Below are 13282 nucleotides of genomic sequence, written 5' to 3'. Positions count from 1 at the left end.
GATTTATGACCGGCGCGATGCCAGCCACGGGCCCAGCAGGCCCTCCGGGACCTCTTCCGAGGTGAGCGCAAACGACCTGTGGTCAGCCCATTTGCCGTTGATGTGCAGGAAACGGGGCCGGTAGCCCTCGTCCCTGAACCCCAGCTTCTCCACCACCCGCAGGCTCGGGCCGTTCTCGGGCCGGATGTTGATTTCCATCCGGTGCAGCCCGAGCGCCCGGAAGCAGTGGTCCGTTACCAGCGCCACGGATGTGGGGGCTATCCCGCGCCCGGCCCGGGACTGGTCCACCCAATAGCCCAACGTGGCCATCATTGCCGAACCCCAGACGATCGAAGACACTGTCAACTGGCCCACGATGGCCGGGCTCCGCAGACCCTGCCTCCACTCGGTGATGAGGAAGGGAAGCGCGGTGGCCTGGGCGGCCTGGATATTCAGGGACCGCACCATGTGCCGGTAGTCAGGAAGTCCGCCCTGCGGGTCCGGGTTGGAGGCCTCCCACGGGGCCAGCCACTCGCTGTTCCGGTATCGAACTTCGGTCCACTCTTTTTTGTCGCGGTACCGGATGGGCCGCAGGACCAGGTCGCCGCACTCGAGGGTGACCGGCCAGATGGTTCCAGTGCGCACGGCGCTACCGGGAAAGGCCGGCGGTGAAGCCCGGAAGCCATTCCCGCAGGCCCGGGCCCAGGTCCTCGCTGTCGATGGCCAGCTGGACGCAGGCCTTGAGGTAGCTCAGCTTGTCTCCGGTGTCGTAGCGGCGGCCGCGGAACACCACGCCGTACACTCCGTGCCCCTCGCCGTCACCGGTGGACAGTTCCTGGAGGGCATCGGTCAACTGGATTTCGCCGCCACGGCCGGGCTTCGTGTGCTCAAGGACTTCGAACACGGCGGGGTGCAGGACATAGCGTCCGATCAGTGCAAGGTTGGACGGCGCTTCCTCGGGCGAGGGCTTCTCCACCAACCGGTTGACCCGGACGTAGTCTCCGCCGTCGATCTCCTGGACGTCGGCGCAACCGTAGGCGCTGATCTGGGACGGTTCCACTTCGATGAGGGCGACGACGGACCCTCCGGTTTGGGCCTGCACGTCGATCATGGTGCTGAGGAGTTCGTCGCGGGCGTCGATGAGGTCATCGCCCAGCAGGACAGCGAAGGCTTCATTGCCCACATGCTGCTTTGCCCGGAGCACTGCGTGCCCCAGCCCGTGCGGATCGCCCTGCCGCACGTAGTGGATATCGCCCAGCTGGCTCGCTGCCTGGACGGACGCGAGCTTTTCGGTGTCGCCCTTTTCCCGGAGGGTCGATTCGAGGGATGGCACCCTGTCGAAGTGGTCCTCAAGGGCCCGCTTGTTGCGGCCGGTAATCATCAGCACGTCGCTGAGGCCCACGTGGACGGCTTCCTCCACGACGTACTGGATGGCAGGCTTGTCCACGACGGGAAGCATTTCCTTGGGCATAGCCTTGGTGGCAGGGAGGAACCTGGTGCCCAGGCCCGCTGCGGGAATGACGGCTTTGCGGACTCTGGGATTACTGGTGTTCACCGGACTAATCTAACGTCAGCGTCAAGTATTTCAGTAACTACCGGTGCGACGGGCCGGCACCCGGGCTGCAGGCTGCGGACCACGGGGCGACGCAGGGAGGACAACATGCTGCAGGAGTCGAACGCCATCAAGGACGGGATCCGGGCCAGTCATCGCCGCAGGCGGGCAGGCCTCGCGCCGGCCCAGCTTGAAGCAGCGGGCCTGGCTCTGGCCACCCACGGGGACGCGTGGGCCGGATCGGTAACGGAGGGCCGCCCTGGCATTGCGTGCGTCTACCTTGGCGTGGGCCAGGAGCCACCCACCCTGCCGCTGATCAACGCCCTGTACCGCAGCGGGCACAAGCTCCTGCTGCCGGTGTGCGAACCCGCACGGGAGCTGAGCTGGGTTTTCTGGACGCCGGACACCGGCTTCGAACGCAGCAGTTATGCCCCCATTTTGGAGCCTGCGGGGCACCGCCATGGCCCCGAAACCGCGGGCGATGCGTCGGTGCTTTTTATTCCGGCCACAGCGGTGGACCTTGCCGGCAACAGGATTGGCCAAGGCGGCGGTTACTACGACAAATTCCTGGGGCACCTGGCCACGGCCGGGAAGGAAATCCCTTTGTCCGCTGTTATCTACGACGATGAATTACTGCCCGCCGGCAGCATCCCGGCAGAGGAGTTCGACCGGCCCGTTCCGGCCGTTCTTTCGCCCTCCGGGCACCGGCCCCTGTTCGGGGCGGCCTGAGCACACGGCCGGCGGCGCAGTGATAGAATTAGCACTCAGGCCCTGCGACTGCTAATGGTTAACCATGTGGCAGCACGGGACCTCTCGTTTGCCCAAGAGGAGGAGCACCAGTGCCAACATATGCTTACGCCTGCAAGGACTGCGGCCACGCCTTCGACATCGTGCAGTCGTTTTCGGACAGCAGCCTGACATCCTGCCCTGAATGCCAGGGCACGTTGCGCAAGAAGTTCAATAGCGTTGGCGTGGTCTTCAAGGGCTCCGGCTTCTACCGCACGGACTCCCGCGATTCCAAGGGCAGCTCCGTCTCCCCCGCCCCGGCTTCGGCTCCGTCCGCACCCGCTGCCGCCCCCGCCGCGGCGGCACCGGCAGCTGCCGCGAGCTAACGGGCAAATTCTTTCGACGGCGGCCGGCGCGTTCCAGCGCCGGCCGCTTTTGTCCACATAGCCGCAGTCCCGGCTCCCGGGCGGTTGCGGCTACAGCTAGCGTGGGCGCATGCCCATATTCCCCCGCCGTGGCCGCACCGGCATCAGGTATCCAACGAACACTGGCGGCGTCGGCCGCAGCCCCGGGAAGCGTCCGCCTGCCGCCCGGCTCGCCGCCTGGCTGAACCGCAACCGCAGGCTTGCCGCTGCCCTGCTGCTGTCAGCAGCCGCCGCTGTCGCCGTCCAGCAGGTCACCCCCGCCCCGCTCTCCACAGCTACTGCGCTGGCCGCTGCCCGCGACCTGGCCGCGGGGACAGCGGTGACCGAAGCGGACGTGGCGCGGGTCCAGGTGCCGCCCGGCATGGTCGCCGATGGCTTCCTCCAGGATGAGGCCGCCGCCAAGGGCAAGCAGCTGGCCGCGCCGATGCGGAAGGGCCAACTTTTGTCCGATGCCCAGCTGGTGGGCCCTGGGCTCCTAGCAGGTACGCCGCCGGGGTCTGCCGCTGTGCCACTGCGAATGGCTGACCCTTCGTCCATCCAACTGGTCTCCCCCGGCCAGCTGATCAATGTGGTGCTCACATCAGCCAACGGGTTCGACCAGCAGGGTCCCTCCGAAGTATTGGCGTCCGCCGTCCCGGTACTGTGGACCTCCAACAAGGGCGGCCAGAGCGGACAATGGCTGGGTACCTCGGAGACGGATGGCCTCATCGTGGTGGCAGCCACGGCCGAACAATCATCCCGCCTGGCCGGAGCCTCCACCCAAGGCAGGCTGTTCTTTGTTTTGGTCGGCCCGCAGTGACTTGGTGGCGGTCAGCCCCAGTGCGGCGGCTTCTGTTCCTTCAGCCACGCGTCGTGGTCCTCCTCGCGGTCACCCCAGCTGCGGGCATCGTCCTCCGCGGCCTTGGTGGGGAGGACCGCCCCGGTACCACCCGGAGCCGTCCGGGACGTGGGGGTGGGAGCGGCCGGCCCCGCAGGGACTCCGCCATCAGCTGCTGTTTCCGGCTGCTTGTTCACGTTCTCGTCCTGGCGCATCTCTTCCTCGCGGCCGTTTTCCTCAGGCCTGCCGTCTGCAGGCTTCTTTTCCTCAGTCATGGGGTCCGCCTCCTGGCGTCCACCGCCGCCGTCCCGTGCTGCGCCGGAATCCCGGGACAGGTAGGAAGCTCCCGCGGCCGGCGCAGAATCAATTCCATTGAGCGCCTGGTCAACGTCGTCGTCAAGGAACCCCACGGACTGGCTGGCGCGGCCCGGAAGCACCATCTTTTCCAAGCCCAGGTAGCCGGCAATACGGTCCGCGCAGGACGAGGGGTCCGTGAAGACCTCGATGGTCCACAGCGGCATGTACCGCCAGCCGAGGCGTTCCAGCAGTTGCGGGCGCAGCCTGCTGCGCTCACGCACGCTCATGGTGCGGTACTGCGCAGTTCCGTCGGACTCGATCGCTACGGGTCGCGGAATGTCGGAATCATCCTGACCCATCGTGTTCAGGGGGTCCGCGGCCGCAACCACGTCAATGGCACCGTCGTATTGGTGCCAGACCCTGGCGCCACGGGCACGCAAACGGTCGCCCAGGTCCGCCACCAACGGGTCCGCGCCAAGTGCCTGTTCACTGGCGGCAGCACGGGACGCGGGGGTACCGAGGTCCGTGTTGCCGGAGATTTCCCGGTCCAAAAGCGCGTACAGGTCCACCGCGCCGTGGGTAAGCCGGGTGTGATCCAGGTCTTCGGGCCGGAAGCAGGTGAGCACGTGCAGGGAACGGCGGGCCCGGGTCATGGCCAGGGCGAACTTCTCCCGGCCGCCTTCAGCGGACAGCGGCCCAAAGTTGTGGAGCGCACGGCCGTGCGGGGTCCGCCCGAATCCGGGCGAGAAGATGACGTGGTCGCGGACCAGGCCCTGGGCTCGTTCCAGGTCCACCACGCGGAAGGACTCCGGGCCGGCGCCGAAGAACCCGGCCAGGCCCGGCTGGTTGGACAGCTGCAGCCTGATGGACTCGCCGATCCGGGCGGCGTGCCGCAGGCTGGCGGTGACGACCGCCAGGGAGGTCCGCGGACGCAGGCGGGCGTGTTCGAACACCAGCTCCACTACCCTGTTGACCTCCGCCACCACGGACTCCACGCCCTCGTGGTCAGCGCTGGGAAGGCCGGTGCCGTCCGGCAGGTATTCCACCAGCAGGGACCGGTCCAAGCCCGTGGCTGACTGGCCTTCGGGCAGACGGCGCAGGCCGCCGTCGTAAAAATTCTTGCTGAGCTGCAGGACCAGGTCCTCGTCCACTGCCCGGTACACCACGTTGAGCCGCCACACCGGCAGCACTGCAGAGAGGGCGGTGAATGCGCTCTCGACGCGGTGATGGGCGGGCTCTCCAGCGGCCAGCCGCTCCACCCCTACCGTGAACGTCCGCGGCGTGGCAATGCGGGGATCGCCGAACGCAATCACCTGCCGTGCCCGGGCAATGGAGGGCAGGACAGCCTGCAGCGAAGTGGCCTCGGCGTCAAGGATGACGACGGCGTCAAAGTGCTGTTCGGCCGGTAGCAGTCCGGTCATCAGGTAGGGGCTGACCGACCACACCGGAACCAGGGTGCCGATCAGCTCCGGTGCCTGGGCAGTCAGGGACGCCAGGGAAACCCTGCCGTCCTTGAGCAGGCTGCGCAGGAGGTCTGCCTGGCGCGGCTGGGCAGAGATGGCTGTGCGCCACCGTTCCGCGAGGTCCCACCGCAACCGGGCGGCGCCGCTGGCAATGTGCGCGTTGTCAGCCAGCCGGTACTCTGCCTCGAGCTGGCGGAGGGCATCGCCGTCGGACATTGCCAGGTAGTCGTCGCCGCTGATCATCGCCTCCAGGGCGGACTGCCACCAGGCCAGCTCCAGCTCCGCGGCGACGGATCGTTCCGGAACTTCCCGTTCGGCGAGGTCGGCGAGAAGTTCACCCAGCCCGTGTTCGCGCATGTTCTCGATGAGGAGCGTGCGTTCGGGCAGCGTCTTGAGCGTGTCGGTGTCCGCTACCAGGCGTTCCAGGCGCTCCATCAGCTGCGCGTAGGGAACGGTGGAAAGTGCCCCGCCGTCCTCCGTGTGCCGCAGTGCCTCGCCCAGCTGTGCCAGCTCCTGGTCAAGGGACCGGTACATGGCAATCATCTCGGCCAGGCCTGAGGGAACAGCGGGATGGCGCTGCGTGGTGGCGTAGGCCGCCCAGAGGGCACGCTGTTCCTGGACCAGCACCAGGGACGAGTGCAGGTCGGCGATGTGGACACCCGGACGGACGTACTCTTTGGCCACCCGGCGCAGCCTGGAACGCTGCATGGCGGTCAGTTCAATGCCGCGCTCGCGCCGCCAGGCGGACGGCGCCGTGGCGGAGATGAGGTCGGTCACCGGCCGGTCGAAGATGTCAGGGGTGAACTTGTCCAGGCTGCCGCGGACGGCCACCAGCAGTTCAAGCTGTTCGCCCCACTCGGCGAAGGATTCGCCCAGACGGATTTCGGCGTGCTCCGCAACGGCGTCCATGCGGTCGCGCAGGGCGGGAAGGCTCTTGGCCACGGAGCGGACCAGGTCCTGGGCTTCCTCGGTTTCCTTGCGGGTCAGCAGCCTGGCGCCGTGCCACGGGCTGGTGGTGGCGGCCTTGCTGAAGCTGCCCAGTTCGGCCGCGCGGCGGAGGCGGCCGGCCAGTTCTTCACGGTCCCGGATGCTGTCCAGGACGCTTCGCTTGAGCCGGACGGTGGTGGCCGGCGCAGGGTGGATGGAGGTGAGTTCGGCAAGCGACTGCATTGCCTGGTAGGGCGAGCAGCCCCACCGCTCGCGGACGTTGTGGAGCGATGCCACGTGGTCCATGAGGGCATGCCGGTGTTCGGTCAGGGTGGTGTGGAGGTTTCCAAGCTGCGGTTCCAACGACTTTTCGTTGCGGACGATTGCCCGGACCAGTTGGCCCTTCAGCTGTTGGGCCGTGACGTTTCCGGTCAGCTGGAACAGGATGGATTCCAGTCCCAGCGACTCCAGGTGTCCGGAGACCTCATTGAGGCTGGCGCGGCGGTCGCCCACCACCAGCACCGTCTTGCCGGCATCCACCAGCGCGCCGATGGTGTTAATGGCGGTCTGGGTCTGGCCGGTTCCCGGCGGGGTGCTGACCACCAGGGAGTCGCCCGCCCGGGCGGCGTCGACCACGTACTGCTGGTCCGTATCGGCGTCCAGCAGCAGCAGTTCGTCTTTGGGGTGCCGGTTGTCCAGGTGCGGGAAGCGGGACGGGTCCGGATCCTCAACATCTATCACTTCACCGCCGGCAGCGGTGGCCAGGGCGGAGACGATGGGGTTGGAATCGTTGATCCAGGGGTCGTCCAGGTTGCCGGACAGGTCGGCAAAGGTGGACACCAGCAGGTTGTGCTGGGTTTCGGCGCCGTGGATGGGCCGGATAAGGGTGGCCAGCCGGTCCAGGACGGGCTGGGGGTCGAACCGGGCGGTGCTGTAGGCCAGGCGGGTCACGGCATTTACGTCGAAAACGATCCCGTGGATGTTTTTCAGGTGCCGGACCAGGGCGGGATTGATCTGGGCCTGTTCGGTGAGCTGCAGTTCGAAGTCATCCTCTCCCGGCCGGACCGTGAGGGAGATGGCGGTCAGCATGACCGGAGCGGAGACGCGCTGGGGTTTGCCGCCGACGGCGGACGTCCACACTACGGTGCCTGCGGACAGGTACCCGGCGTCGATGCCGCGGTCGTTGGCGAGTTCGAAGATCTTGGACCGGATGTTGCGCGACGCCCTGGCGGCCACGACATACTGCTGCCGGTCACGGATCAGGGTGGACAGGCGGGTGCGGCGCCCGGCCATGAGCTGGGCGAGGCCTGAGGGGTGCGCCGAAGTGAGGTCGATGGAACCTTCCGGCGTCTTGGTGAAGCGCAGCATCGTGTCCGCGCCGGTGACGGGTTTGAGCCCGGAGAGCCATTTACGAAGCTCTTCAGAGCCTTCCGGGTGGCCTTGACCAACTGACACTTCTGCCTTCTTTTCTGCGTTTGCACGTGACGCCCTGGACCATACCGGCATAGATTCGAGAGTAGCCGCTCCGGCGCCGGACTTGAGAGACCGCAACACTGGGGCACGGGAAATTGCCGGGGAATTCGCTGGGAAAAGGCAGTGGCCGGCCTCCGCTGACGGAGGCCGGCCACTAGGACGCTATTCCCACTCGATGGTTCCCGGCGGCTTGCTGGTAACGTCCAGCACCACCCGGTTGACGCCGTCAACCTCGTTGGTTATCCGGTTGGAGATGCGGGCAAGCAGGTCGTACGGCAGGCGTGACCAGTCGGCGGTCATCGCGTCTTCGGAGGACACCGGACGGAGCACGATGGGGTGGCCGTAGGTGCGGCCGTCGCCCATGACGCCCACGCTGCGGACCTCCGCGAGCAGGACCACGGGCATCTGCCATACTTCGTTGTCCAGCCCGGCTGCGGTCAGTTCGGCGCGGGCGATGGCGTCGGCCTTGCGGAGCAGTTCCAGCCGCTCCTTGGTGATGTCGCCGACGATCCGGATGCCGAGGCCTGGGCCGGGGAACGGCTGGCGGCCGACGATTTCCTGCGGCAGGCCGAGCTGGGCGCCCACGGCACGGACCTCATCTTTGAACAGTGCGCGCAGCGGCTCAACGAGCTCGAACTGCAGGTCCTCGGGGAGGCCGCCCACATTGTGGTGGCTCTTGATGTTGGCTGCACCTTCGCCGCCGCCGGATTCGACGACGTCCGGGTAAAGCGTGCCCTGGACCAGGAACTTGATCTTCTCGCCGTGGGCTGCGGCCTCGGCGATGATGGCCAGTTCTGCTTCTTCGAAGGCGCGGATGAACTCCCGGCCAATGATCTTGCGCTTGGTCTCGGGATCGCTGACGCCGGCCAGCGCGGACAGGAAGCGTTCCTGTTCGTTGGCCACGTACAGCTTCACGCCGGTGGCGGCCACGAAGTCGCGCTCCACCTGTTCGGCTTCGCCTTCGCGCAGGAGGCCGTGGTCCACGAACACGCAAGTGAGCTGGTCGCCCACAGCGCGCTGCACCAGGGCTGCCGCCACGGCGGAATCGACGCCGCCGGAGAGGCCGCAAATGACACGGGCATCCCCGATCTGCCGGCGGATGCGCTCCACCTGTTCTTCGAGGATGTTGCCGGTGGTCCAGTTGGGTTCGATCTTGGCGCAGTTGAACAGGAAGTTCTCGAGCACCTGCTGGCCGTAGGCGGAGTGCTTGACCTCAGGGTGCCACTGCACACCGAAGAGGCCCTTTTCCTCGTTGGCGAAAGCGGCCACTTCCGCGCCCGCCGTCGTGGCCAGGACTTCGAAGCCTTCCGGCGCCCGGTGGACGGAGTCGCCGTGGCTCATCCAGGTCTTCTGGTGCTGGGGCATGCCCTCCAGCACGGAGCGCCCCTCGCCCAGGATGGTGGTTTCCGTGGATCCGTACTCCCGCAGCCCGGTCTTGTCCACCTTGCCGCCCAGGGCGTTGGCCATAGCCTGGAAGCCGTAGCAGATGCCAAAGACGGGAACACCCGCTTCGAAGAGGTCGGCACCCACGCTGGGGGCGCCGTCGGCATAGACGCTGGAAGGTCCGCCGGAAAGGATGATGGCGGCGGGATTCTTGGCCAGGAGCTGCTCGGTGGACCAGGTATGCGGAACCACTTCCGAATACACGTTCGCTTCCCTGACGCGGCGGGCAATCAGCTGCGCGTACTGGGCACCGTAATCAACAACCAGCACCGGCTTCTGGGAAGTCTGGGATGCAGTGGGAGTAGTCACCGTAATAGCCTACTTTGCGCCCTTGCACCGGCGCACCTTGAGAGGCCCGGCTGTGACGGAGCAGACGTCCGACGGCGGGTGGCCGGCGGGCGCGAGGCACGTTTCAGTAGCGCTGAGGTGCCTGCGGGTTGGCGGCCAGCTCGGCCTCCACCTCGGCGTGGAACTTCTTTTCGACGATGAAGGACAGGAACGGCACCACGCCGCCCAGTGCCAGCAGGACAAGTTTCAGGAACGGCCAGCGCATCAGGGACCAGAGCCGGAAGTTCGAGATCAGGTACACAACGTACATCCAGCCGTGGACGATCAGCACGGTGACGGAGACGTTCATGCCGTTGAGCACCCCCGCCGGTTCGGCGTCGGCAAACCCGAAGCCGAACGGCTGCCCGGTCACCGCGTTGGTCCCCCCGGCGAATAGGTACTGCCCGAAGCCGTAGCGTGCCACCAGTTCCGCACACAGCAGCAGGAGCATGGTGCCGGTGAGGTAGGCCATGACCTTGTAGAACTTCAGGGCCGACCGGATCTGGGCCTCGGTACCGCCGAAACGGCGTTTCTTCCCGGAGCTCTTGCCGGAGGCCTGCGATGAGGGGGTGGCCGGTTTCGGATCAATCATGGCTGTACCTTCTGCTGGTGCTGGTCAGGCTGCTGGTGCTGTTTGGCCTGCTGTGGAAGCTGGTGCTGTTCGTCGTGCCCGTCATCGTCGGCGTCGTCAAGGGCCTCCTCGAGGTCCCGGTGGTAGTCATCCTTGACCAGGCGCCACCAGATGAAAAGCGCGAAGCCGGCGAAGACAACCCACTCGATGGAGTAGAAGAGGTTGAGCCAGTTGATGTGCTGGGCGGGCGGCTGGGGTCCGATGTCCAATGGAAGGAGGTTCCCTGGCACCGCGGAGGCGCTCACATCCTGGCCGCCCACCACCTCTGCGGTGGCGGAGACGAAGCCGGGATAGCTGCTCACCTCCCAGTAGTTAATGAGTTCCGCCACGGAGACGGCGGAGGCCTCCCCCGCTTTGGGTGCTTTCCCGGCCACCGGCGCTTCGGACGGCAGCAGCCGCCCGGTCAGTTCAACAAGGCCCGACGGCGGTGCTGCCGCGTCCCCGGGTTCCGCGACCCACCCGCGTGCCACCGGGATCCAGGTCTGCGGTGAGGCGCCTGCACCGGCCAGGGCCGGGGCATCTTTGACGGCGAAGGCTGAAACGACCCAGTAGCCGGTCTTGCCGTCGTGGAGCCTGCCGGGAACCAGGACCTGCTTGTCCGGGCTGTACGTCCCCTGCGCGGTGACCATTTGGTCGGCTACGCTGCCGTGGAAGAATTCACCCGGCTGCAGGGTGGTGGTGAGTGGCTGTACCTGTTCAGTGGCGGGGTTGACCGGAACCTCGGGCTGGGTGGAGCGGCCGAACTGCCACTGGCTCAGCAGCACGAAGACCCCGGAGAGAGCGATCGCGAAGATAAAGCCTGCGATCCATCGGGGCTTAAGGGCTGTTTTCCACACGTCTTAACCGTACTTCGTACTTCTCTAGAACAACTAAACGCCAAGGGCGTCCGGGCTCGGAGGCGGGACCCGGGATGCGCCTAGTGATCGAAGAACACCAGGCTGGAGTTGATGAGCTCGGCGATTACTTCTGCGTCATAGGCACGCCGCAGCGACTCGCGGAATGATTCCTTGGAGAGTGACCGGGCCAGGGTGGCCAGGACTTCCAGATGGTCGGAGAACGAGCTGGCCGGGGTGGCGATCAGCAGGATGACCGTGGCGGGGCCGTCGGCGGCTCCGAAATCCAGCGCGTGGCCGTACTTGGCAATGCCGACGGCGATGGAGGTTTGCGATACGAACTCGCTGCGGGCATGCGGCAGCCCGATGCCGCCCGGGAGCCCCGTGGCCAGCTGATGCTCCCGGGCGTTGACGTTCTTCAGGAACCCGTCAAGATCCGAGATCCGCCCGGCGGCGTAGAGCCGCTCTGCCAGTTGGTTGGTGGCGTCGGTCTTGTCCTTCGCCTCCATTTCCAGGATCACCATATCGGCGGTGGTCAGGTGGGCGTCATACGGGTCCAGTGGTTCCGCCAAGGCGTATCCCTTCGGTCAGCAGTGGGGCGAACGGCCCCTCAACGCAAGGGCACGATGTCTTCCGCGCCCAGGCGGGCGGCGTCTGCGGATTCGTCGTCCGGCTGTTGCTGGCTGCGGCGTTCGGCCTCCACGCGGGCAAGGTAGTGGCGGACTTCGTTTTCACGCTGCGTGTCACTCCAGCCGAGGACGTCACCCATCAGTTTAGCGACAACGGGAGCGGCCGACACTCCGCGGTCCCAGGATTCGATGGAGATCCTGGTGCGGCGGGTGAGGACGTCCTGGACATGGCGGGCACCTTCGTGGCTTGCGGCGTAGACCGCCTCTGCCTGCAAGTAATCGTCGGCGCCGGGGAGTGGCTCCGCCAGCTCCGGGTTCTGCTCAATAATGGCCAGGACCTCAGGCGTCATGGAGCCGTACCGGTTGAGCAGGTGCTCGATCCGCGCCACGTGGACACCGGATTCCTCTGCGGTGCGGTTCCGGCGGTTCCAGGCCGCCCGGAAACCGCTGGCACCCAGCAACGGGATGGTCTCGGTGCAGCTCGGCGGGACCCGCTCATCCATGGTGCGGGTGGCCTCGTCGACGGCATCTTTGGCCATGACCCGGTAAGTGGTCCATTTTCCACCGGCAACCACCACCAGCCCGGGGACGGGGTGCGCCACGACGTGTTCGCGGGAGAGCTTGGCGGTGGAGTCGTTTTCGCCGGCCAGCAGTGGCCGCAGCCCCGCGTAGACTCCTTCGACGTCTTCCCTGGTCAGGGGCCGTTTCAGCACCTGGTTGACGTGTTCCAGGACGTAGTCGATGTCCTTGCTGGAAGCGGCAGGGTGGGCCTTGTCCAGGTGCCAGTCCGTGTCGGTGGTGCCGATGATCCAGTGCCGTCCCCACGGGATGACGAACAGGACCGATTTCTCGGTGCGCAGGATCAGGCCAACCGTGGACTGGAAGCGGTCGCGCGGCACCACAAGGTGGATACCCTTGGAGGCGCGGACCTTCAACTGGCCGCGGTCGGTGACCATGGCCTGGGTTTCGTCGGTCCATACGCCGGTGGCATTGATGACCTGTTTGGCGCGGATGCTGAACTGGCTCCCGTCTTCGCGGTTTTCCACCTTGGCACCGACCACCCGCTCGCCTTCGCGGAGGAAGTCCACCACTTTCATCTGGTTCACGGCATGGGCGCCGTAGTAGGCAGCAGTGCGGACCAGGTTGGCGCAGTATTTGGCGTCGTCCACCTGCCCGTCGTAGTACCGGATGGACCCCACGAAGGCGTCATCCTTCAGGCTGGGCGCGGCGCGCAGGGTGCCCCGCCTGCTCAGGTGCTTGTGGAACGGGACGCCGCGGCTGTGCCCACTGGAGATGGACATGGCGTCATAGAGGGCGATGCCGGCACCAACATAGGGCCGCTCGATGAAGGGTTTGGTCAGCGGATACAGGAACGGCACCGGCCGGGCCAGGTGGGGGGCAATCTCGGAGAGGAGCAGCCCGCGTTCCTGCAGGGCCTCCTTGACCAGGGCAAAGTCCAGCATTTCCAGGTAGCGCAAGCCACCGTGGATAAGTTTTGAAGACCGGGATGACGTCCCCGCAGCCCAGTCGCTTGCCTCGACGATGCCGACGCTCAACCCCCGGGTCACGGCGTCAAGGGCGGCTCCCGTGCCGACGATGCCGCCGCCCACAATCAGGATGTCGAGTTCCTGGCCGGGTTCCGTGGTGGCGCGCAGCCGCTGGATGGATGCTTCCCTGGCTTCGGGGCCAAGGACCCCGCCGTTTGCAGGAACACTCTTCATTGAACGCCTCCAGTGCCTCTAGTGCCGGTAGTAAACCCA

Annotated in this window: 11 protein-coding genes; 3 read left to right on the top strand and 8 right to left on the bottom strand. The window is 66.5% G+C overall.

The features are described 5' to 3' along the window. Nucleotides 1–3 precede the first annotated feature (3 nt). Together NIBR502771_RS11395 and galU are read right to left on the bottom strand one after the other, a co-directional pair. Entirely contained in the window at nt 4–624 is a 621-nt protein-coding gene (locus NIBR502771_RS11395; protein WP_141159849.1) for a GNAT family N-acetyltransferase, read from the bottom strand. 4 nt (nt 625–628) lie between these two features. After that, nucleotides 629–1534, bottom strand: a complete 906-nt coding sequence (galU, locus tag NIBR502771_RS11390) for a UTP--glucose-1-phosphate uridylyltransferase GalU (RefSeq protein ID WP_141159848.1) — start codon at nt 1532–1534, stop codon at nt 629–631. 105 nt (nt 1535–1639) lie between these two features. On the opposite strand from galU, the gene NIBR502771_RS11385 reads away from it, so the two are divergent. From NIBR502771_RS11385 to NIBR502771_RS11375, 3 genes are all read left to right on the top strand, one after another. Beyond that, nucleotides 1640–2260: a 5-formyltetrahydrofolate cyclo-ligase gene (locus tag NIBR502771_RS11385; RefSeq protein WP_141159847.1), complete on the top strand. Its 621-nt coding sequence runs from the start codon at nt 1640–1642 to the stop codon at nt 2258–2260. Between the two features lie 110 nt (nt 2261–2370). Further along, the gene (locus NIBR502771_RS11380) at nt 2371–2643 is read left to right on the top strand and encodes an FmdB family zinc ribbon protein (RefSeq protein ID WP_141159846.1); all 273 of its coding nucleotides are present in this window, start codon (nt 2371–2373) and stop codon (nt 2641–2643) included. A 109-nt stretch (nt 2644–2752) separates the two neighbouring features. Then, complete coding sequence (locus tag NIBR502771_RS11375) at nt 2753–3481, top strand: RcpC/CpaB family pilus assembly protein (RefSeq protein WP_141159845.1); 729 nt, start codon at nt 2753–2755, stop codon at nt 3479–3481. 11 nt (nt 3482–3492) lie between these two features. Here NIBR502771_RS11375 and NIBR502771_RS11370 read toward each other — a convergent pair whose 3' ends face one another. The 6 genes from NIBR502771_RS11370 to NIBR502771_RS11345 all read right to left on the bottom strand — a co-directional run bounded on the left by NIBR502771_RS11370 (nt 3493) and on the right by NIBR502771_RS11345 (nt 13243). Further along, complete coding sequence (locus NIBR502771_RS11370; protein WP_141159844.1) at nt 3493–7692, bottom strand: DUF4011 domain-containing protein; 4200 nt, start codon at nt 7690–7692, stop codon at nt 3493–3495. Between the two features lie 129 nt (nt 7693–7821). Continuing rightward, entirely contained in the window at nt 7822–9411 is a 1590-nt protein-coding gene (gene guaA / locus NIBR502771_RS11365) for a glutamine-hydrolyzing GMP synthase (RefSeq protein WP_141159843.1), read from the bottom strand. Between the two features lie 103 nt (nt 9412–9514). Continuing rightward, on the bottom strand, nt 9515–10021 hold the full coding sequence (locus NIBR502771_RS11360; protein ID WP_141159842.1) for a DUF3817 domain-containing protein: 507 nt from the start codon (nt 10019–10021) through the stop codon (nt 9515–9517). Next, the gene (locus NIBR502771_RS11355; RefSeq protein WP_141159841.1) at nt 10018–10896 is read right to left on the bottom strand and encodes an SURF1 family protein; all 879 of its coding nucleotides are present in this window, start codon (nt 10894–10896) and stop codon (nt 10018–10020) included. Before NIBR502771_RS11355 ends, NIBR502771_RS11360 begins: the two co-directional genes overlap by 4 nt. A gap of 80 nt (nt 10897–10976) precedes the next feature. Beyond that, a complete protein-coding gene (locus NIBR502771_RS11350) occupies nt 10977–11465 on the bottom strand; it encodes a PTS sugar transporter subunit IIA (protein WP_141159840.1) in 489 nt (162 codons plus the stop codon). Nucleotides 11466–11503: 38 nt separating this feature from the next. Further along, nucleotides 11504–13243 carry a glycerol-3-phosphate dehydrogenase/oxidase gene (locus NIBR502771_RS11345; protein WP_141159839.1) on the bottom strand — a complete coding sequence of 580 codons (1740 nt, stop codon included), beginning with the start codon at nt 13241–13243 and terminating at the stop codon, nt 11504–11506. Nucleotides 13244–13282: the final 39 nt, after the last annotated feature.

Source organism: Pseudarthrobacter sp. NIBRBAC000502771, from assembly GCF_006517215.1.
Lineage (GTDB): Bacteria > Actinomycetota > Actinomycetes > Actinomycetales > Micrococcaceae > Arthrobacter > Arthrobacter niigatensis.
Note: the sequence above shows the minus strand (reverse complement) of the source record. Positions and strands in the feature narration are given on the sequence as shown.